Here is a 21,123-nt window from a genome sequence, read left to right as displayed (position 1 = left end):
CATGAAAAAAGAGCATTTAAATAACATGGCGATATCGCGCCGCAGCTTATTAAAAATGTTTATGGCGTCGGGTATTTCGACCGCCCTGATCCGCACATCACCGCTGGTATCAGGACTACTTTACGCACGACATGCCGATGCGATGGACGCCGGGCTGCCCAATAAAACCGTGTCGATTTATATTCCGGGCGGGTCTATCTCCTCGCTTTGGAACCCCACGGGCAGTGGTGAAAGCATGCAATTGGGCGTGATGTCGGCAGGCTATGAGCCGGTCAAAACCGAATGTAACTTTATGGTCAACATGGCCCACTCCAATGCAGGCCATGGCCGAATGCCAGTACTGCTCGCCCAGAACTGGGGCGGTGACAGTTACGACGTCACTATGGGTAATGCACTGGGCCCGAACCTGCCATTTCGCTATCTGAACTTAGGCGTTCACAGTAATGGTCAGGGCCATTTAACCAAAGACAACCGTAACCATTTGCCGTTCCAGGAAAACCCCTTCACCGTGTATAAAATGGTGTTTGGCGGCGCCCAGGGCAGCAACAGTAAAACGCCCATCATGAATGCGCATATGTCGGCAGCCAACGCGATTAAAAACAGACTCGCAGGCTACGAAATACAGCGCATGAATGATCATCTGGATGCCATTGCAGACACCCAGCGACGTTTGGATGAGCTCTCTGGCGGCACCTCCTGTGGCATTGCCCCCGATGACACTGAGTTCCCATTGACCTTTGATACCTTCAGTCAGCAGGCCAGGCTGCAAGCAGACATTGCCGTAGCAGCCTTGCAATGTAACCTGACCAGCTCAGTATCACTGGCCTTTGGTAACCACCAGTCTGAGTTCCGTATTCCTGAGCTGAACTTCCAGGGACATTATCACAACGCCATCCACGGTGGCAGTAACGGCCAGCCAAACTACCCGTACTACACCGAAATGCGCAGCCACCTGGGCAGCCTGAGCGCCTATTTGATCCAAAAACTCAAAGCTGCCGGCATCTTAGACAGCACAGTGGTATTAGAAACCACCGACATGGGCCATGCAGACAAACACTCTGCCAACCCCTGCGCCTATCTGATCGCCGGCGGCGGCGCCCGCATCAACCGAGGCGTAGTCAGCGACATCGGTTCTGGCTACAACCAGCACGATGTGCTGCACACCGCAGCTAAAGCGTGTGGCGTAGACCTTGGGTTTGGTAAGGAAATTCCGGGGGTGATTGTTTAAGTGAGCATTAATTAGCAGAAAGCCTGTGACTAAGAGAGCGCTTTAGCTGGCGCTTTCTTGATCACAACTCCCCTTCTCATTTCTTAAGAAATATGCTTCAAACCTCTGAGCCTTTCATCACTTGATGTGATTACTCAAGCGAGTATCCAGCATTAAGAAAACCATTCAATTCTGGCTAACCCACGCCAATCAGCGTAGGTATTACCATAATACAATTGATATTAGATACTAGGCACAGACTGGCTAGGCTATTCAAATAGCCAATATTATTCATGGCATTAGGTTGTAGCAAGGTATAGGGGAGCAAAATTGACCTCTGATAAAAATGGACGTAAATTATGCCGATCAACACCACCAAGGACCGACACACTATGGCACGCGATGACAACAAGACCGTATTAGAAGGCCAGGCCGCAATTGACCTTTGGCTTCAAGGTAAAGAGGCTTGGAATACTTGGGTAGAAGAGAACCCAATTGCAGATGTGAGCTTTGTGGGGGCAAACTTCGCAAAGTATGGTGAAGTGTCGTTCTCAGGATACAGGTTTCCAAAAGGACGCGTTAACTTCGCTGGTGCCCACTTTGGTGACGGTCATGTTATCTTCGCTTATGTTAACTTTGGTGAGGGTGACGTTAACTTCAACGGAGCCGAATTTGGTATGGGTCACGTTAACTTCTCAAGTGCCCACTTTGGTGAGGGTCACGTTAACTTCTTAGATGCCCACTTTGGTGAGGGTCCCGTTACCTTCGCTCATGCACAGTTTGGTGAGGGTCACGTTTTCTTCTCTGATGCCCGATTTGGTGAAGGCCACGTTAACTTCTATAATACCCGATTTGGTGAGGGTCACGTTTTCTTTGATCGAGTCTACTTTGGAGAAGGTCATATTGGCTTCTCTGATACCCATTTTGGTGAGGGCAATGTTATCTTCGCTCGCGCCCACTTTGGTGAAGGCAACGTTAGCTTCACTGGTGCCCACTTTGGTGAGGGTCACGTTGGCTTCGCTGGTGCCCGATTTGGTGGAGGTGATGTCAGCTTCTTTGATACACATTTTGGTGAAGGGCACGTTGACTTCAACTCTATAAAATTATCAGGTCAATTCAATTTTTCAGATGTCGCAAGAACGGAGCAGATTAAATCCCTGTCTTTCAAGTTTGCGACTTTTGACGGCCCCGTTAGCCTAGATGGAGATAATTTCAATTGCGTACCTGACTTCACCAACACCAAACTTTCACATCAACTCAGCTTGAGCCACTTTACTGTTAAAACAAAGGTTGCAGATTACAGTAAGCTCATTCTTAAAATACTGATTGTAATTCAGAAAATTTGGTTTGGTTCTCCACTCCATTACTCTAGAACCAAGAGCACTCTTAAGCGTTCTAATAAGCTCTCAAAAAGATTTCCTTGGTTAAGCAAAACCGCTGCCGCCGACAAGAAGGACATAGATCGCATCCGACGTTTGAAAGAGCTGGCGGAGACGAACAAGCATCATAAACTCGCTTTAGATTTACATGTCGAAGAAATGAAATGTAGTAGATGGATAGAAACCCCGTGGCACCAATTACTCACTGAGTTTCTATTTCAAAAACTTGGCGATTACGGGCGGAGTATATTCAGGCCCACACTATCACTTGTCTTACTTTGGCTGACATGTGCACCAATATATGCCTATTCATCTGACAAGAAAGATATTACATACGATGCGCTGTTATTTTCTTTCTCACAGATGTTCTCCATAATACCCAGCTCAAAAGATGCTCGCTCAGAATCATCAGCTGCATTGTATGGGACTTTGGTTAATGACGAGCTGGTTGTCGACATACCTCACGCAGTGTTTGCTGTAGCAGGATTTCAATCTCTCGCATCAATAGCACTGGTCTTTCTGATTGGCCTGGCACTACGCAATAGATTTAGAATATAGGGAGCGTGCCGTTGACTGGCTTGTTATAACCCGGCTATATCGTAACCAGAGTCGAAAAACCTTTGCACCATTTTGTTTTTATACTGTGTGCTTTCTCCCCAATCAAACTCAATGTAATTCAACTCTGATCCCAGAGCTTCCTTTGGAACTAGAAACTCAATATTACGTCTTATTAGAGAAGCTATTAGATACTCATATGGGGTAGTATCTTCGTTGTAATTCACCGCAAACAGCCCCCAGCACTGATTGATTAAGGGATCTATAACTTTGTAAATGAAATTTGCTGATTCTAAGGCGCAATCTTTACCCCTAGGGTCTGCAAAGTGCTGTATGCAATTGCGCAAATTACCAAAGCTCTTAAACGACTCAAGGTTGTTAATCTTGATTCCAGTAGTAGCCCATAACCGTTCAGGTAAGTCAGAATACTGAATAGTTTTAGCTTTCTCGACTAAATGTTCAAAACTCAATGTATCGGACTTCACTTGTGTCGAGCGAGGAAGTTGTTCAAATATTAACAGAGGGTGCTCCTGCGCAATTCGAGCTTTAATTAGGATTTCAGCTGCGTGAGCAGCCTGGAGCACTGATAGCTGCGCCCATTTATCGTTTTCAAAACTATAGTAATTGGCGTGCCAGTTAGCATGAGCCAACGCACCTAACCCTAGTTCTAGCATATTTTCAGGGGCATTGTTTAATTCTGGATTCATAACTTTCCCATAGGGTTATAACGCTTGCCTAACCGGCGCGAAATAGCAGGCTAAAATTAGCGACGAAGGAACGAAAGCCTGCTATTTTGTGTCCTTTGGTTAAATCATTTGTTAGCTTGGGAGCTGAATTCTGCGAATTGCATCAGCTATGTCTCGGCGATTAACAAATTCGAACGTTTCATGATCGATGTCGACTTGATAATCCAGTGCACCACATAGCATATTGATCCTACCATAGCCTGGAGCACGAACTATGGAGTTACTCTTGCCTTGGATCTCATGTTTAGCCAGGTTCATACGGATTGAGCTAGTCATATCGTATAAAGGCTTGAGAGCACTCTCGAATGCGTCCAATTTATCAATTGCGGATGGTTCATCTCTGACCCACTCAATATGACGCCCGCGCATATATGCAGCTAAGTTGTGCTCATCTTTTTGAACCTTGGCTAACATTTGATTTAATGCACCATTGTCTTTCCACTTTCGCAATTGACGTATTCGCTGCTTCCATGTCCTCATTAACTCATACAATGCAAAGATCCACATTTGAGACTGAGCAGATGTGAACATAACCATATCTGTTGGAGTCTTTTCAATTTCGATATATGTGTTTAGCAGATCATACTCGCAATCTGTTATATACATATCAACCATTCCAATGTTCATGCCTTGCATGTTTAAGTAAGTATCATCAAACAAAGGTAATGAATGGAAAATATGATAGATTCTTGAAAAATCGATTTCTGAATGGGATTCATATTCTTCGTACATACTAGATCCTTTTCGTACAAGCTATCATCCTAATTGACGTGCTTGTTAGAGCTTTCTTCATCTGAAATACCGTTTTCAGCTCTAATTCGCTTATGCCTCAGCTTTAAAGCAACTTGCATCACAGTCATTACCAACATTACTGAAAACATTATCAAAATCATCGGAAAAATCGATTCGGCAACTTTTCCAAATAGGCTTGAAGATTCAAAACTAGTTTGCAAGAAAGACAGCATAGTCGCCAAAGCTGCAATAGTTCCCAATGTGAGAGAGAGCAATGATGTCATTTTCTCTTTGTATTCAACTCGCGCCACAAACAATTCGCGATCTTCTGATAGAGTCTCAAGTTCTGATGTTCTCTCTGGAATAAGGGTCTTTAGAGACTCGCAATAATCCTTTTTTGCAGTTGACGAAATAAAGCTAGAATCCATTATTTCTTTTATAAGTTCTTCGACAATTTCAGTTATTCCGTGTAGACGATTTGGTTCTATTTTGTATTTACGTGCAGTGGCATTCTTGAGGGCTTCAATCACTTCAACTGTGGGCAGGCTGGCCTCAGATATTTCCGGCCGAATAGCATATAGAATCTCTCGATTTGCTGAAGAAATATTAATGGCAAGTTCACGCAAATCCTTTTTGGAAAAAAGGGTTCGTGTAAGCCAAGCAACAATAAGGCCACTTAAAACTCCACCCCCGATGCCTACAACCCATCCATTGTTTAATAATTCTTCCATACTCTCCTCGTGGAGCTCTAACAGTTTATTCTACCCCATCATGTCGAAACATGAACTGACATAACGGCCTGTATTACATGGCCTCATGGTCCCACGGAGTAAAGTCAAAGTAAACAACATGTTGCGAATATCAAAGTCGCAGCCATGTGAAATTTGGACAAATTGGGGCGTAATAAAGTTATTGGACAACAGCCTAGGCACTGTCTATAAATCCAGCAGATTTTTACTTGGACCCCCTCTAAATTGGTGCGCATCAGGAAACTGCTGTGCTGTAAGTAAATAGATTCAGGCTCGCAGACGTCCAGGATGACGGTAGGGTTTGTGAGTTCGACAGCAACGAATCACCTCTGTGCCGCACGTTAGTAGATCCCGGCTCGCAGGCGTCCGGGATGACGGAGGGGTTTGTAAGTTCGACTGCAAAGGGAAACCGCTGTGCCGCACATTAGTAGCTCCCGGCTCGCAGACGCCCAGGATGACGGCAGGTTTTGTGAATTCGACAACCACTTTGCCCGGACACCCACCCCAATTTTTGGTAACTCTCCTAAAGCTGAAACCAACCCGGTACTCGCCTGTAATCACAAACTAACAAAAATTGTCCATAATAAATAAAAAGTTTGTTAGATTGCTCTAAGGCACGCAGTTACAGGCTGACGTAAAGGCACAGCCAGTGCCCGCTCGTAGCAATGCTAAACAAAGCACTTTGTGCCGTTAGCGAAAATATTAAACACTAAAGGAAGCTCTATGAAAGCGTTATTACCAGTTCTACTTGTTTTGTTCCCTGTATTGGCAAATGCGGCGGATATCAACTGTAAAGGCAAAGTCACTTGGGTAATGGATTATCCCCATCAATGTAGTGGCAACACTGCATTCAGGACAAGCGCCTCTAATGGCAAGTGGATTTGTCCGCCGTCGGACAAAGGTAACGCCATTGTTTTGGCAGCACTCGCGGCAGGTAAAAGCATAGAAGTTTACATTGATGATAAAAATGGCTCCATTAGCTGTTCGTCACTTCCTGATTATGTGAGCGCCAGATACATAATCATTAACCCCTAAATTCTGACAAGTGACAGCGGGGTTTGTGAGCTCAACTGCAACGGAAGCCACTGTGCCGCATCTTGGTAGATCCCTGCTCGCAAGCGTCCGGGATGGCGATGGAGTTTATGAGTTCTGCTACAGCGCGGGTATTGCCGTGCCGCATTTTGGAAGCTCCCTGCTCGCAAGCGTCGGGGATGGCGATGGGGCTTGTGAGGTTAGCTGCAGCGGAGTACCACTCAAGGGTTGTGGTGAATAACGATTGCTCCCCCGCCATACATTCAAAAATCAAAAGTGAGCCGTTTCAAGTAGGAGTTACATCAACTTTTAGATGAATGTCCACATAGCTTATGTGCACACTGTAGGCTTTAATTTCGGTAACTTACGCTTAATCTGCTTTCACTGAAGTGACTTTAAAACAGCTATGTTTAATAAAGCATAGCTGTTTTAAGCGCTAGACTCTATCGACAATCACTGTGATAGGCTTCTCGAGGAAAGGACATATTGAATGAGCTGTCATAAAAGTACCACTCTGCCTTACCATCATTGTGGCGAGCGAAGAAGCTATCTATGCGGTCGTCACTGTTTTCTATTAATTCAGTCACGCGCTCCAACGCTCCGCCTGAGCGGCAATTCGTATACCAAGCGTATTGAGTACCCGAACCATTTGTTAGTTTATACTTCCAATAAAGCCTGTTCTTCACTGAAATAAAATCTGTTATCTTACTCTTAGCAATCGCATTATTTACAATACCTTGAGTAATTTGATTACCATCACAATAATAATAATAACCCAAGCCTGCACTACTTAGTATGCAACCATGCTTAACAGTAAAGCTTACTCGGCCATCACTATTTGTAATACAGTTTTGCCCATTTTGATCACATACTTCTATTTCGATTGTTTGACGACCACTCACGGTGTTTGGTCCTCGAATGTCTCTGGTCGTAGTTAAACCACGTCGATATGCCCTTTTTGGTTCACCTGTCGGCTTAGTAACATATAAGTTGTATGTTGGATTTGGGTATTTACTGGAGAGGTAGTAGTTTGACCAGTCTATCGTCACGGTATCATTTAGGTCGACTTGCGACGGTGTTGCAGTAACATAATCAGATGCCAAAGAAGCTGCACTAAATAGCGGCAATACTAAGATTGTAGATAACAGCCTTGCTTTTCTTAACATAAAATATTCCTTTTTATTTAGAAGCGGTCATTATAGGGAAAAACTGTAATATGTAAATATTATTACACAATATATACAGCAACTTATGTTCATTTCACTGCTAACAGCCTTGCCTGGGAAAATATGCAACCTACCCCAAATGGGATGCCCCAGGATACAGCTGTGCCGTACGTTGGCATATCCCGGCTCGCAAGCGTCCGGGATGACCGAGGTGGATGCCGTTTTGAGAAAAAGTTCTAGTTTTGAAGTAGAAGTTCGGCCATGTCAGGTTTGACTGCCAGGTCGGAACTCATTCATACACTGTTTCGCTTTGGTTTTATTTCTACCTGATTAAAGATATACGGTGCATTTACGCACCATTACACCCCAAAACCCAATTGCTGTACTTTACTCAAAACCTGCTGATAGCGAATGTCTGTGCAGCTGCCAAACCCGGCGCGTTGTCTGAATTTGGAAGAGGTTGCCAAAGGCGAGGTCATGCCGGTTAGGAATCGAGTCAGTATTGCCAGGCTTGGCGTAACGCCAATTTGGGTCAAATGCTGTTTTAGCGCACTTAGGTCGCTTCGTAATGTGTCGTCCGAGGGAAATTCTGTCTGCTTAGACTGGGTTAATTGTGCAACCTGGCCTCGGCACGCTGAGCAGTGTCCGCATTGCTCTGGGGCATTTTCATCGTCAAAATAGCGCGCTAAGTTGTAACTCAAACACGTATTTAACTCAAAAAAGCGCAGCATGGCAGCGATGCGTTTAACCTCGGCTTGCTCCTTATCTAAAAAGTAGTCGGCAAGTTCTTTGGCCAGATTTGGCTCTGCCAGCTTGGTTTCGTCTACCTGATAAACCTGCATCATGCGCTTTGACTCAAGCTCAATGTGCCCTTGCTCATGCAAGTAGTCCAGTGCCGCTACAATTCGATTTCTGTCGTGCCCTAGTTGCACTAAGGCTTGAATATCAACGGTGCCCCACACTTTCTTAAATTGCGTATTGGCAATTACCTGCTGGATAAATTGCTGACGGTTCGCATCAAACATACTGATAACTTCTTGCTCTGTGCGTAACCACTTGAATCTAAAGTCGGCGTAAAAGGCGTATTTGGCCTCAATTACGCCTTTGAGTTCGAGCTGCACCAACAAGGTTTTCAATGCCAGCAATCGGATATTGCTGACTTTAGAGGCGCTGAGCTCCTGCATTTCCCATAACCCCTGCTGTTGCTGCGACAGAATTTCATCAATCAGTGCCTGAATGCTGGCTTGCTCTGGGGTGTCGGCGTAAACAAAGTTCTCAAGCGTCGCAACGCCATCTAAGTTAGCCAGGGTAATGCACTCAGAAAATTGCCCGTCGCGCCCTGCACGGCCTATCTCCTGACTGTAATTCTCTATCGATTTTGGCAGGTCGTAGTGCACCACAAACCGAATATCGGATTTGTCTATGCCCATACCAAAGGCAATCGTGGCAACAATCACTTGTTTGTGATTGTTCATGAAATCGTTTTGGATACTCTGACGAAGGCTGTCATCCAGCCCGGCATGATAGGCAGCGGCATTTACGCCCGCTGCCTGCAATTGCTTAGCCACCTGCTCAGCCTGTTGTTGCAGCGTGACATACACAATGCCTGCGCCAGCTTGTTGCTTTAAATAGCCAATCAGTGCCTGCACTTTTTGCTCTTCCGGATAGGCATACACACTTAAATCCAGGTTGGCGCGATAAAAGCCCGTTTGCACGATATGCTCGGGTTTTATATCAAACCGGTCCGCCATATCGCGCTTTACTTTTTTGGTCGCTGTGGCGGTGAGCAGCAGCACCAGTGGGATGTTTAACTCATTGCGATAGTCGGGTAACTTAAGATAATCGGGCCTGAAATTGTGACCCCATTCAGAGATACAGTGCGCTTCATCAACCACCAGCATAGAAACAGGCACTTGCTTGATGAATTCTCTGAAACGTTCGTTCTTAAATCGCTCAACCGAGATCATCAGCACTTTAATGCTGCCATTTCTGACATTTTGCATCACAGACTGACTTTGCTCTCGAGTTAACGTTGAATCTAAACTGGCCGCATTGATATTTTTGCTGTGTAAAAACTCCAGCTGATCTTTCATGAGCGCCAGCAGAGGCGAAATAACTAAGGTTAAATTGGGGAGCTGCAAGGCCGTCAGCTGATAACACAAAGATTTACCAGAGCCGGTTGGGAAAATTGCGAGGCTAGAGTGACCGTTAACCAGCTGTGTGACAGTTTGTTCCTGGCCAGGTCTGAATGCTGAAAAGCCAAAGCGCTGCGATAAGGTCTGGTGGATCACCGATTCGTTCATGATGCAAAATTCCGTGTTAACAACTGTCGTGTAAGATAACACAATACTGATCTCCAGTAATACCTAACCAGTTTGACGGGTTGGATAGCAACTGAGTTACGGCGGGGTTGGTAGGGTTCGCGACTAAAAGGAACCACAGTATTGCTGGCCAGTAGATCCCGGCTCGCAAGCGTCCGAGATGACAGTGGGGTGTGTATGTTCGGATGCAACGGGGCACCACTGTGCCACACGTTGGTAAATCCCAGTTCACAGACATTCAGAAGACAGGAGTGGATATCCAACTCCCTAACCTCTGTGCTCATACCTCTTAAGCATAACCTCTGTCATTAAAAAATACTCTGTGATTGACTCTTGCTCTCCATATACAATTTGCTTTTCGACCTTTGAAAACGGAAACATAATAAAATCAGGACGAATTTCAAGCGCGGGACCCCCTTCGATTATTACCCAAGTACCACCATATTTCCTTAATAGAGCCTCACCTAAATATGAACCCAAAGTATCGACCAAAGTAAGGTCCTGATTACGATTAATAAATCCATCCAACCATTTAACAGATCTTTCAGAGTAATCAAATTCAAAATCTACTAACTTTGACATGGAAGAAACAACAAGCTTTGCATTCTCTTTGAGTTTAAACTCCAATTCTGAATTCATAGCCTCAGGGACAAGCTCAACGCTACTGGTTGATTGCACACCAGACGTCTGACAGCCTAAGATAGGCAAAATTAAAATAAACAATAATAGAATCTTCGACATTTCTTATTCCAAATAATAAAAATCTAGGCACGTATACGTATTAGAATTCAACACCGCGCAAGCGCCTTACTTAACTAATGCAGTGTTAGCAAGCTTTGCCAGACCCCTCCATAAATTCAGGCTTGTAGAGCAAAGGTGCTAAGCTGCCCCTATGGTTTTTTTAATGTGCAATGCTCGCGGTTATAGAGTCGATCCATATACTCATTGATGTTCGGAAAGTCATCCAGCAACTTTTGCTCTTGTCCCCAGCACAAGGTGTATGCAAGTACGATATCTGTAACCGAGAATTGGTCGTCAACCAGGTAGTCGTGCCGGGAAAAGTGCTTTTCTAACGCTGTGGCCGCTTTTTTATACAGCATGTTATTTTGCGGGACAATTTCCCGAACGTGCTGCTCTGCTGGTAAAACAAAATCCATTGAGTTGATCTCGGTTGACTGTACAAAAGGCTCCAGCTCACTCAATGTAAAACAAACCCATTGGTTATGCAGGTTTCTCAACCAACTTGAAGGCGCTGCTATCAACTTCTTATCTGGCACTAGATCGGCTATCGCCGTGACAATGGCCGCTGACTCAAAAAGAGGCTGTCCATTGATTAATACCGCGGGTAACTTGCCCAATGGGTGAATGTTTAATAGCTCCGTAGACTTAAATATCTCTACTCCGTATTGCACAGACTCGAATGTTAGCCCTGCCTCAAGCAATGCCCAGCGTACCCGGGCAGACCTTGTCGGGCCTAGTTCAAACAATTTGATACTAATCTCTTCAACCATAATCGCTAGTTAGTTTATTTATCCGAAGTTGTAATGATTTTGCTGCTTACTACTTACGACCTTACAGCAGGGTACCTGGTAGCATATCCATAATAAAAACAAATGGCTAAGTGTTTACTACAAAGTGGTTTGTCAGGTACTTGACCAGAAGGAACTTCTGCATTGCAGGTTAGCCGCTCCCTGCTCGCAAGCGTCCGGATGACAGTGGAGTTTGTTACGTTCAGCTCAACAAAGAGCTCGGACCCTTACGAATCAATTCACTATCAATAAACGTAAAGCCGCTTTTTATCCAAGCTCTACAGTGGGCTTATGCGTAACAAGAACCATATTAAAAGCAAGCACTCACAAACAACACCTCATGTAATCTGAGCAACACAGATCATGCATACCTGCCGAACGTTATTTTTGTGTAATAGGATGTAATAAAATTTGGGAAACCTTGCTGATACACTCAAAGACTGTTGAAAAATTAATCTACCGATAATTTTACACAGCAAGGAAAGTAAACCATGAGTAAGCAAGACCCCATTGCGCAATTACAAGTTGAAATTGCGCAACTTCAATCAGCATTTGAAGATCTGAACAAACACTGTTCTGAAACCAATACCCACGGCGCCATATTACGCTGCGCCTCATGCATCCCTCAGCAGCTTAACTGCACAGACAAGCCAACTAACCCGCAACAGCCGAATTTTGTGCCAGATTTTAATGTGCCGCTCATTGCAGCCGGTGGTGGCGATCAAAACTGTGAGATCCTTGAAAAGCTCGGGCCATTGGCCGGGTTAATTGGGACCTGGGTTAGCACACGATACGGGGGATTTAATGTTATGCCGATCCCGCAAGATAATGCCCCGAATGGCTTCATCTTAAAAAATATCCCCTACTACGAGGTCATGACCTTTAGCGCGATTCAGGGCAAAGTGGCTAACCGGGCGGGTAATTACGAGCAAGATGCCTACACCATTTTTTATTCGCAACGGGTATTTTTTGCCGATGGCCCGCAAAAAGATGAGCTCGTCCATGCTGAAAATGGCAGCTGGTTACATCAGGTGATTGCACCTCAGGGGCAAGGTACCCTGAACAAGAAACCCTGGGTGCCGGATACCCCCGATCCGCTCCCGGTGCAAGCACCGGACCTGACTATTGTAAAACAAGTGTCTGTACCGCATGGAAATTCAATTTTGGCTATTGGAGGGCACGATTGCTTCAAAGGTGCGCCCAGCATTCCTGTTGCCAACGCCCTGCCCACGGCTGGCGGTGCAAGCTTTAAAGTCCCTTATGGTCCTGATATTCCTGAAAACCCCAATGTGAACCCCAACATTGTGCTGCAGGTTGCTTTAGACAGTCTTTACCAGCAAGGCATAGGCGTAATCGACACCACAGTGCTGGATGTCGATACGCAAGCCGACGGCAATATCGCCAACACGCCCTTTATGCAAACGCACTCCAATGTGCCTCGTTTCAAAACCACTATGTGGTTAGAGCGACTATCCAATGGCCAGAATATGCTGCAGTACAGTCAGGATATTACGCTGGACTTTAGTTTAATAAACGGCAAAGACCCCAGCAAACGAAGCCGTTACATGTTTCCACACATAACGGCCAACACCCTGTTTAAAGTGCAATAAGTTCCCTATTGCAATGTGATGAATGTGTCTTTTAAAGACATGCTGTTTGCCACTTATGACATGTGCGGCAAGCAACAAACCTAGGTTGTTTTTGGTACTCGATACCAAATAACACAGTAAACTTAACTTAAGGAAAGTATGATGAGCGAACAAGCTATCAAAGAACTTCAGTTACAGGTAACTGAGCTCACCTCAAAAGTCAAAGCACTAGAAGCACGCTGTAACCCGTCTGGCATTGCCGACTGTGCTGTATGTTACTACTGCACACCTTGTGCTCCATGTGCCGCACCAACAATCCTGTGTGTCCCGTGCACTACCACACTATGTGCAACCTGTGCTCCTGTTGGTACTAGCTATCAGCCGCTGGGCCCACCTACCCCCTGTGTAGCCTGCATACAATGTGAGACGACCCATAAGTGTGTAACCTGTGAGCCAGTTACTAACTGTGTCACTTGCTATCCCTGCATTGTTAATTTCTGTGCGCTCTGTCAACCGGGCCAGACTCTGCAATGTCAGCAATGTGCACCTGTCACTCAATGTGATACTTGCTACCCTTGTATTGTTAACTTCTGTCAGCAATGCGCTCCAATCACGCAATGCGTCTACTGCTATCCATGTACCGTTACCCTCTGTCAACAATGTGAGTCTGTCACTAAGTGTGATACTTGCTATCCATGTATTGTGACTTTCTGTGTTATGTGCCAGCCGGGTCAAAACGGGCAATGCCAGCTATGTGCCACCAGAAAGTGCGAAACCTGTTATCCGTGCATCGTTAACTTCTGCCAGCAGTGCCAGCCGGTTACCAAGTGTGACACCTGTTACCCATGCACTGTGAATTTCTGCGCTTTGTGTCAAACGGAACAAAAGGCACATTGCCAGCAGTGTGCACACATCACCAAATGTGATACCTGCTACCCCTGTGTGGTGAACTTCTGTGCGCAGTGTTATCAGTGTGCGTCTCAATGTGTGCAATGCGCTCAACAGTGTCTTCAATGCACTTATCATTGTGCTCAGTGCACCCAACAATGTGTGCAGTGTGCTCATCAATGTCTTCAATGCACCCACCAGTGTTTGCAGTGTACCCATCAATGCGTTCAGTGTACCCAGCAGTGTTTGCAGTGTACTTATCAATGCGTTCAGTGCACCCATCAGTGTGTGCAGGGTTACCAATGCGTAACATGCACACCATGCAGCACCGGCGGCTAGCACGCAGTTATTGACACTCCCCGCTTTGTGCGAGGAGTGTCTTAAGAAATTGGATGTTTAATTTATGAAAAAGCTAAGATTGACCCCGGCTGCGAGCATTAATCCCAACAGCAATGGTGTGTTATTAAGTTCAGATTTGGGAGACTTCCAGATTCACGGTCGCGATACCTCCGACTTTGTTGAAAAAATCCTGCCATTGCTTAAGGGAGAGCTGACACAGGCTGAAATTTGCACCCGTTTACCTGAATATGGGGATGCAAGTATTGAGGCCGTGCTGCAACTGCTCAGCCAGTATGGTTTGTTGGAAGAAGTCTCTGAACAACTTGAATTTCAACCGCCCGGTTTAGTACAAACCCGCTTTTTACGCCCCTGGCAGCAAGCAAGCCAACAACCACACAGCCAGGACCAGGTATACTCTCTTGATCCCTGCCGGGTACTCGTTATCGGCCTTGAACCCTGGGCTGTCACGCTACTGGAAGAGCTGGGTACTGCGGGTGTCGGCCATGTTCATTTATTAGATAAAGAAAATATCACCAACGACGATTTAACATGCCACCGCTTTCTCACGCCACAAGACATTGGTAAACCCAGAGCACAGGTCTTTACAGCGGCACTGCAACAGCGCAACCCCTGGATGCAGATCAGCCACTCTGAGCTCACCTGCGATAACCCCCAGTTAGGCAGCCCATCAAATGACTGGGATTTGGCCATAGTCACGTTAAGTAAAGATGCCCACTTTTGGTCGCATAAAGTCTCTGAATATGTGCATCAGCACACGATTAAAACACTTTATGGCCACCTCGACGGCCTGGAGAGCTGGATAGGTCCGGTGGTCAATTTAGATGACACCACCTCAGGCTCATGCTGGAACTGCTTAAGACTCAGAAAGCTGGGCACAGAACAACACGGTGAGCTTGCACATGAATTAGAAAAAAGCCATAAAAAGAATCGTGACGGCCGTGCCCGCAGTATGCTTACACCTATGTCTGCCATCACGGGCCAACAGCTTGCCATGGAGGCATTAAAAATCCTCTGGGGCTATAGCGAAAGCGAACTGGTATCGCGTGTCATGGTACAAAACCTGGTTACGCACCAGGCAGAAAAACATGCCATTATTCCTATTCCCTGGTGTGATGTTTGTGGTTTTGATCATAGCGATATGAATACCCACGCGTTATCCATGCATCGAGATACCCACTCTGCCACTAACCCGCTAAATCAACTCCAGGATGTTGAGCAATTTAAATCGCTATTTGAAGGCTGGGTCGATCCCCTCACAGGGATCGTCCGCCAGCTCACGGGACATGCGCCACATTTACCTGACTTCCCGATCACAGCATCTGCCGGGGTATCCTCGTTTACGGAGGGCGAATTTGACCCAAGAGCCTCAGGTCAGGTTGGCTCAGGTAAAGGATTAGATACTATTTCAGCGCATATTAGTGCCGTCGGTGAGGCTCTGGAGCGCTACTCGGCGGCCAGATACCGATTGAGTGATTGCAAATATGCCTCAATTAGCCAGTTAAACGGTGACTATGTCGATCCGGATACCTTAGTGTTGTATTCCAATAAACAATACAGCACGCCTAATTTCCCGTTTCACAAATGGCACAGAAAACAAAAAATACACTGGTGCCGCGGCAACTGGCTGGCAACCAAAGAGCCTGTATGGGTACCGGCATTGGTCAGCTATTTTAACTTTGCCTGCCCTTATAAAGAGCAGTTTAGTCAGGTGTCATCAAATGGGCTCGCGGCTGGCCAAAACAACGATGATGCTGAACTCAGAGCCTGTTATGAACTCATAGAACGCGACGCTATGATGCTCACCTGGTATGCACAGCAGCCCTGCGAACGTCTCAGTTACGAGGCACTAAACCAGGGCAAAATGCGCGTTATGATTGAAGAGTTAACTGAGCTGGGCATTGAGCTCGAATGCTACTTACTGGATGTGGGATTACACGTGCCAACGGTCGTGTGTTTAGCGCTGGGAGATGGCTATCGCACCCCCGCAGTCTCAGTGGCCCTGGCCACGCACGGAGATATCAAAGTTGCCATGCGCAAAGCATTGCTGGAACAAGGCCATGTAATGCCTTATCTGTGCCAATTGATGCGCTCTGGACAGGCAATTCCTCAGCAAATCAGTGATGTAACAAGTCTGGAAGATCACGCGGCCTATTATTTTAGTAAAAGCAAACTCGCGGCCTTTGACTTTATGCGCCGACCCATCAGCGAGGCGAAAACGCTGGAAGACTGGCCGTATGAGGTGATCACACACGTCGGCCAGCTTAAGCAACGCCTGGATACAGCTGGGGTCGAAGTCGCCATTGTGGATGTTACCTCACCAGATATGGCACTCAGCCCGTTCAGGGTTGCGCGTGCTATTGGTGTCAACATGCAACCCATTCACTTTGGTGAGCAATTTAAACGGGTAGACAACCCAAGGCTGCGCAAATTGTTGCAAGGGCGGCCGGTTAACCAAGAGCCACATCCAATTGCTTAGAAAAGGATAATATTATGAAAGTACTCGTTTGTGGTACCCACTATGGTTCCACGTATATTCGCGCTTTAACTCAGTTTCCACAAGACAGCTTCACCTGTGTGGGTGTCCTGTCAAAAGGCAGTGAACATTCTCAACAGATCGCACACCAACTGGGTGTGCCCTATTACACTGATGTCAGTGCAGTTCCGGCTGACTCTATTGATATCGCATGTGTCGCAGTATCGGGCGATGCGGGTCAAGCCATTGTCTTATCTTTGCTAAAGCAAGGCGTTTCTGTGTTGTGTGAGCACCCCGTTGATCAGGCGTTTGTACAAAAAGCACTGGCACTAGCCGAGCAGCACCAGGTGTATTTTCACGTCAACGGGCACTTTGCCGACCTCTACGCTCCTCAGGCATTTTTACAATCCATCCTGAACGCGTATCAGCAAGGGTTTGGTTGTATGCACTATGCCATGGGTGCCAATTTAAGAACGCTTTATTCAGCGCTGGATCTGTTAGGCCGTGCATTGGGTGGGTTTGAAGGACTCGAGGTCATCAAATACAACGGTGAGCCAATGGCGTTTCAGCCTGTCATGCTCAAAACCGACAGCCTTACTGTCTCTGTCTTATGCCAGAACTTTTCGTCTGCTGAAGATGACGGCAGCGCTACTTTTTTAAACCATCAGTGCTCTGCGCTATTTCCGCATGGTACTTTAACACTCAGCGAAACCACAGGCCCGTTAAGCTGGTTTCCTTCAAGCCAAAGCCTGCCGAGTGAAACATGGCGAACCTATATGCCTGTTGAGCTTGTCCCCATGGACAAACAGCAATTAATGACCCACAGAGATCAGTGTAACCTCAACGCCATTGCGGCATTGGCAGCCACAATACAAGGCGAAACACAGCCGCTATATCAGCAGCCAGATTATTTATCAGCATTAAGCGGGTTATGGCAGGCAGTATTAATGGAATTACAGCCCCAGGCCAAAGACGACTGCGCTGCATAACAGTCAATGTGCTTTCCACCGGGTATAGTTTGTACCCGCTGGAAAGACAAAAAGTGTTGTATTTTAACGTAGAACATACCCGAAAAGTATAGGTGGATATCCACACTGTATCTTCCTTGTAGTACCCTTTGTTATCAGTTTTGGGTGGGTCTCAACAAAATGGCATTCAATGTTGGCTTTACTTCGCCATTGTCAGCATTGATATGACACATCGTTTTTGTGAGGGAAAATAAAGGTCGTGCGCATTAAGGAACACTTTTACCGGCTTTCCCATTGCAAATGCGGCAAGCGCAGCAGAAACAAGGTGTGTATCACTTTTCCTTATTGCAGCAACACCTGTATTGCAATCGGCCGACTCAAAGCCGCCTTCAATTTGTAATTGGACTACATCCGGATGGCTTGACATATTTGCACCAGCAAAGGCAATCGAAGTGATTTTGCCCTCATTAGCCGCAAAAACGCTGGATGAAAGGGCACTTAAAAATAAGCCTAACACTATTTTATTTTTCATAATTTCCTCAGATATGGAGTGGTCGAACAGACTTGGCTTTGACATGTATGCAATGCGCGCTGTTCATTGTTTGATCAGTTCGCTGCCAAAATATCGTATTCTGTTAACATCCTGGTTGCTTTACTGGAGTAGCTTTTGATGAACAAGCTGTACGCGCTTTGATTCCTAACGCAACTTATTTCTGTCAGCGTTCTCTTTTACCTTTATTAGAACCAATTTATTACTATTATACAAGCACCTATGGCGCAATCAGGCGATTCATAGCAAGAGTTTTTGGTGCTTTTGGTTAACAGTTCCCGGCTCGCACGCGTCCGCGATAATGGCGCTGCATGTGATAACAGCCCTGCTTTCAACCCTTTATTTTCAATCCCAGTTTTGTGAAAAACTTCATGTAATTTGTCCATGAAACGGCCCTGACGTCGAGGATCGGTCCTTTTCTCACCTCAAAACGAAGCCAGGTGTATTTCTACCTGACAACTTTAGAGTTTAAACTCTTTTCTTCACACTTCTTGCACTTTTCACGCCTATATTTGCCGCGGTTGCTCGTACAGGGTGCGTAAATAGCGCCCTGGTTAAGGACCAGCATCACACTAAAAGGAGAGGATTTTTACTATGAAACCAAGCAATACACTGGCGCTGTTGTTGGCAGGTGCGGTAGCAACATCTTGCCTATCATTTGCAGTAAGCGCCGCAATAGAAACCGATGATGAGAAAGTCACCCGACTGGATCTGCAAGGGCAGATAGACAACTTTGCGCCATTTTCTAAAACCTTGTGGGCCGGGGCGCACAATGCCTATGCCTCACATGCCTGGAGCAAAGGTACCTATACCGACGTCAATCAATACTATTCACCCAAAAGTCTGCTTAAGCGCGGCATTCGGGTAATGGAGTTTGATATCTATCCGGAAGGCACCTTTGATTCAACCCCTATGCTGTGTCACAACTCACTGGAAAATAAGGCTATTTGCTCCAGCTTTCACGCTAAGTTGTCGGAAGGGTTAGACGACATAAAAGACTTTCTGAAAGACAACCCGGACGAGGTTGTTTTACTGAAGATCGAATCATACAAGCATAACGACCATAAAAACTGGCACAACAAAATTGGCGAACGTCTGGAAAAAGACATCGGCGACTATCTGCTGATGCCGTCGGACTGGGGCTATGCCGATAAGAGCTGCGCATCCTTGCCAGTGTCGCACCTCACCAAACGCGACATTTTGGCTGCGGGTAAGCAGCTGGTTGCCGTAGTGCAAACCCCCAGAGATCACAGCAATTTGTGCTCCTATCACAGCAGCGGTAGCTACTCCAAGTTCTGGAACACCGTGTTTATCGGCGTAGATGCCTTTGATGCCAATGGTAACCTGCAAAGCAATCAGCCATTTTGTCAAAACGGCAGCAATGAGTGTGTAAATGGCGACCAAACCGCGCATTACCTAGCCAACAATATGACAGTGATCATTGATGGCGCGACTCAGCTCAACCCGGATGGCCCGAGCTCAAGTAAAACCGGTAGCAATGTGATCAGCAAGTGGGCTAACAAAGGCGCACAAATTCTCGAACTGGCGCTGGTCGAAGCCAATAACACCAGTGCTGCCAGCGGCTATGGTGCCAATGAGGTCCAGATTGAGGACTTTATCTGGTCGTGGAAATCAAACCGACCCAATGGCTCTGGTGACTGTGCGAGTCTCGAAAGCGACGCTGCAATTGTCGACAAAGCCTGCTCCACTTATCAGTACCATGCTTGTGTGGATGACAACCGCAACTGGCAGCTGACCACCAGCAAAGGCAGCTGGGACATGGGCTTTGCGAACTGTCAGAGCCTGGGCGGCAGCTATCAGTTTGCGATGCCATTCAACGCCTATGAACATGTTCAGCTACAAAACGCCATCGGTAACAGTTCAGAGCACCATTGGGTGAACTATTACAAGGCATTCGACTCTTTCTGGTTGTCTAACTCTGCTGAATATATCGACTGGCAGTACGTGAAAAACAACGCGGTGGGCTCGACCAGTAAAGGCGACGCCTTCAACGATATTGCTTTATTAAAGCGTAAAGCTCTGGTGGGCGGCACCTTTAACCTCAGCTCAGTACGGGTTCGCTCAAACAATCGGGTGGATGGGTTTCAGGCTTGTTACGAGACCAAACAAAGCCTGTCACATGCTAGTGTGGGCACATCCGAGTTGTGTGTTACTTACGGTGGCAGCGGCGGTAGCTGGGGCAATAAACTGACCTTTGATACCAGCAAAGGCGAGCATCTGAAGAGTCTGCAGATCTGTAAAGACGATGGCAAATATGGCTACGATACCGTGTACTACCTGAAGCTGACTTCCAGCAATGGCAATTCGGTGAAAGGGGGGGCAGCCTCTGGCAGTTGTACAACCTACTCAGCCAGTGCCAGCCAGCAATTGTTTGCCTTTCATGGCACCGAGAATAAAGAACTGAATTCACTGGGTGTTTACCGTATCGCCAGTTCACAGGTCAACGGCGGCCTCTATGCAACAGGCTGGCTTGACCGCGATGACCCGGCCAGTGGTGATAACGAGCTGTTCAGCTCACACCAGTCTGCGGGCAACATTGCAGCCAGTTGCAGCACCAATGATGTTGCAGGCGTCGTTGCGCGAGTCAAAGGCAGCAAGCTGGACTCAAGCCTGAGCGGGCAAAACCTGGTCAACAACAGCTCTGGCTTTGCCTGCTGGAACTCCAGCAATGGCGGGAACAGCAGTTACACCACCTGCGAAGACTATGAAGTGAGATACTTTTTTACCAAGGCCAGTTGTTTGCCTTAAACTGAAAAGTAAATTCAACGTTTTTTTTCACTATATTAGAGCTGACTTATTCCTATTTGCCTTTTCTTTTAGTCAATATAGACAATCAGCTCTTTCATCAAAGGCTTTTG

General features: G+C 46.3%; 16 protein-coding genes. 7 read left to right on the top strand and 9 right to left on the bottom strand.

Translation table 11 applies throughout. The features are described 5' to 3' along the window. Nucleotide 1: 1 nt before the first annotated feature. Complete coding sequence (locus MHN31_RS07665) at nucleotides 2-1,228, top strand: DUF1552 domain-containing protein (RefSeq protein WP_049864554.1); 1,227 nt, start codon at nucleotides 2-4, stop codon at nucleotides 1,226-1,228. Between the two features lie 371 nt (nucleotides 1,229-1,599). After that, a complete protein-coding gene (locus tag MHN31_RS07660) occupies nucleotides 1,600-3,144 on the top strand; it encodes a hypothetical protein (protein ID WP_239443956.1) in 1,545 nt (514 codons plus the stop codon). 23 nt (nucleotides 3,145-3,167) lie between these two features. On the opposite strand, the gene MHN31_RS07655 is transcribed toward MHN31_RS07660, so the two are convergent. From MHN31_RS07655 to MHN31_RS07645, 3 genes are all read right to left on the bottom strand, one after another. Next, nucleotides 3,168-3,848 (bottom strand): hypothetical protein, encoded by a 681-nt coding sequence (locus MHN31_RS07655; RefSeq protein ID WP_239443955.1) that lies wholly within the window; start codon nucleotides 3,846-3,848, stop codon nucleotides 3,168-3,170. A gap of 111 nt (nucleotides 3,849-3,959) precedes the next feature. Continuing rightward, nucleotides 3,960-4,619, bottom strand: a complete 660-nt coding sequence (locus MHN31_RS07650; protein WP_239443954.1) for a hypothetical protein — start codon at nucleotides 4,617-4,619, stop codon at nucleotides 3,960-3,962. Nucleotides 4,620-4,648: 29 nt separating this feature from the next. Further along, nucleotides 4,649-5,350, bottom strand: a complete 702-nt coding sequence (locus MHN31_RS07645) for a hypothetical protein (RefSeq protein WP_239443953.1) — start codon at nucleotides 5,348-5,350, stop codon at nucleotides 4,649-4,651. A gap of 741 nt (nucleotides 5,351-6,091) precedes the next feature. Here MHN31_RS07645 and MHN31_RS07640 point away from each other — a divergent pair. After that, nucleotides 6,092-6,403 (top strand): hypothetical protein, encoded by a 312-nt coding sequence (locus tag MHN31_RS07640; protein ID WP_239443952.1) that lies wholly within the window; start codon nucleotides 6,092-6,094, stop codon nucleotides 6,401-6,403. 440 nt (nucleotides 6,404-6,843) lie between these two features. On the opposite strand, the gene MHN31_RS07635 is transcribed toward MHN31_RS07640, so the two are convergent. The 4 genes from MHN31_RS07635 to MHN31_RS07620 form a co-directional block, all read right to left on the bottom strand. Then, on the bottom strand, nucleotides 6,844-7,566 hold the full coding sequence (locus MHN31_RS07635; RefSeq protein WP_239443951.1) for a hypothetical protein: 723 nt from the start codon (nucleotides 7,564-7,566) through the stop codon (nucleotides 6,844-6,846). A 359-nt stretch (nucleotides 7,567-7,925) separates the two neighbouring features. Next, nucleotides 7,926-9,869, bottom strand: a complete 1,944-nt coding sequence (locus tag MHN31_RS07630) for a RecQ family ATP-dependent DNA helicase (protein ID WP_239443950.1) — start codon at nucleotides 9,867-9,869, stop codon at nucleotides 7,926-7,928. Between the two features lie 285 nt (nucleotides 9,870-10,154). After that, on the bottom strand, nucleotides 10,155-10,628 hold the full coding sequence (locus MHN31_RS07625) for a hypothetical protein (RefSeq protein WP_239443949.1): 474 nt from the start codon (nucleotides 10,626-10,628) through the stop codon (nucleotides 10,155-10,157). A 149-nt stretch (nucleotides 10,629-10,777) separates the two neighbouring features. Continuing rightward, a complete protein-coding gene (locus MHN31_RS07620) occupies nucleotides 10,778-11,398 on the bottom strand; it encodes a glutathione S-transferase family protein (protein ID WP_239443948.1) in 621 nt (206 codons plus the stop codon). A 509-nt stretch (nucleotides 11,399-11,907) separates the two neighbouring features. On the opposite strand from MHN31_RS07620, the gene MHN31_RS07615 reads away from it, so the two are divergent. Then, on the top strand, nucleotides 11,908-13,026 hold the full coding sequence (locus tag MHN31_RS07615; RefSeq protein WP_125560546.1) for a heme-binding protein: 1,119 nt from the start codon (nucleotides 11,908-11,910) through the stop codon (nucleotides 13,024-13,026). A 729-nt stretch (nucleotides 13,027-13,755) separates the two neighbouring features. Here MHN31_RS07615 and MHN31_RS07610 read toward each other — a convergent pair. Then, a complete protein-coding gene (locus MHN31_RS07610) occupies nucleotides 13,756-14,175 on the bottom strand; it encodes a hypothetical protein (RefSeq protein WP_239443947.1) in 420 nt (139 codons plus the stop codon). A gap of 121 nt (nucleotides 14,176-14,296) precedes the next feature. Here MHN31_RS07610 and MHN31_RS07605 point away from each other — a divergent pair, with 121 nt between their 5' ends. Next, nucleotides 14,297-16,729: a TOMM precursor leader peptide-binding protein gene (locus tag MHN31_RS07605; RefSeq protein ID WP_239443946.1), complete on the top strand. Its 2,433-nt coding sequence runs from the start codon at nucleotides 14,297-14,299 to the stop codon at nucleotides 16,727-16,729. Nucleotides 16,730-16,743: 14 nt separating this feature from the next. Then, the gene (locus MHN31_RS07600) at nucleotides 16,744-17,715 is read left to right on the top strand and encodes a Gfo/Idh/MocA family oxidoreductase (RefSeq protein WP_239443945.1); all 972 of its coding nucleotides are present in this window, start codon (nucleotides 16,744-16,746) and stop codon (nucleotides 17,713-17,715) included. 178 nt (nucleotides 17,716-17,893) lie between these two features. Here MHN31_RS07600 and MHN31_RS07595 read toward each other — a convergent pair whose 3' ends face one another. Then, on the bottom strand, nucleotides 17,894-18,226 hold the full coding sequence (locus MHN31_RS07595) for a hypothetical protein (RefSeq protein WP_125560538.1): 333 nt from the start codon (nucleotides 18,224-18,226) through the stop codon (nucleotides 17,894-17,896). Nucleotides 18,227-18,838: 612 nt separating this feature from the next. Between MHN31_RS07595 and MHN31_RS07590 the strand changes: the two genes are divergently transcribed. Next, on the top strand, nucleotides 18,839-21,013 hold the full coding sequence (locus MHN31_RS07590; RefSeq protein ID WP_239443944.1) for a phosphatidylinositol-specific phospholipase C domain-containing protein: 2,175 nt from the start codon (nucleotides 18,839-18,841) through the stop codon (nucleotides 21,011-21,013). Nucleotides 21,014-21,123 lie beyond the last annotated feature (110 nt).

Source organism: Pseudoalteromonas sp. McH1-42 (assembly GCF_022347845.1).
Taxonomy (GTDB): domain Bacteria; phylum Pseudomonadota; class Gammaproteobacteria; order Enterobacterales; family Alteromonadaceae; genus Pseudoalteromonas; species Pseudoalteromonas rubra_D.
This window is presented reverse-complemented; position numbering and strand designations above follow the sequence as displayed.

Bases quoted from the DNA above. Each gene is read 5' to 3' on its own strand.
- MHN31_RS07665 (WP_049864554.1), top strand. From the start codon at position 2: ATGAAAAAAGAGCATTTAAATAACATGGCGATATCGCGCCGCAGCTTA.
- MHN31_RS07660 (WP_239443956.1), top strand. From the start codon at position 1,600: ATGGCACGCGATGACAACAAGACCGTATTAGAAGGCCAGGCCGCAATT.
- MHN31_RS07655 (WP_239443955.1), bottom strand. From the start codon at position 3,848: ATGAATCCAGAATTAAACAATGCCCCTGAAAATATGCTAGAACTAGGG.
- MHN31_RS07650 (WP_239443954.1), bottom strand. From the start codon at position 4,619: ATGTACGAAGAATATGAATCCCATTCAGAAATCGATTTTTCAAGAATC.
- MHN31_RS07645 (WP_239443953.1), bottom strand. From the start codon at position 5,350: ATGGAAGAATTATTAAACAATGGATGGGTTGTAGGCATCGGGGGTGGA.
- MHN31_RS07640 (WP_239443952.1), top strand. From the start codon at position 6,092: ATGAAAGCGTTATTACCAGTTCTACTTGTTTTGTTCCCTGTATTGGCA.
- MHN31_RS07635 (WP_239443951.1), bottom strand. From the start codon at position 7,566: ATGTTAAGAAAAGCAAGGCTGTTATCTACAATCTTAGTATTGCCGCTA.
- MHN31_RS07630 (WP_239443950.1), bottom strand. From the start codon at position 9,869: ATGAACGAATCGGTGATCCACCAGACCTTATCGCAGCGCTTTGGCTTT.
- MHN31_RS07625 (WP_239443949.1), bottom strand. From the start codon at position 10,628: ATGTCGAAGATTCTATTATTGTTTATTTTAATTTTGCCTATCTTAGGC.
- MHN31_RS07620 (WP_239443948.1), bottom strand. From the start codon at position 11,398: ATGGTTGAAGAGATTAGTATCAAATTGTTTGAACTAGGCCCGACAAGG.
- MHN31_RS07615 (WP_125560546.1), top strand. From the start codon at position 11,908: ATGAGTAAGCAAGACCCCATTGCGCAATTACAAGTTGAAATTGCGCAA.
- MHN31_RS07610 (WP_239443947.1), bottom strand. From the start codon at position 14,175: ATGGGTGCACTGAACGCATTGATAAGTACACTGCAAACACTGCTGGGT.
- MHN31_RS07605 (WP_239443946.1), top strand. From the start codon at position 14,297: ATGAAAAAGCTAAGATTGACCCCGGCTGCGAGCATTAATCCCAACAGC.
- MHN31_RS07600 (WP_239443945.1), top strand. From the start codon at position 16,744: ATGAAAGTACTCGTTTGTGGTACCCACTATGGTTCCACGTATATTCGC.
- MHN31_RS07595 (WP_125560538.1), bottom strand. From the start codon at position 18,226: ATGAAAAATAAAATAGTGTTAGGCTTATTTTTAAGTGCCCTTTCATCC.
- MHN31_RS07590 (WP_239443944.1), top strand. From the start codon at position 18,839: ATGAAACCAAGCAATACACTGGCGCTGTTGTTGGCAGGTGCGGTAGCA.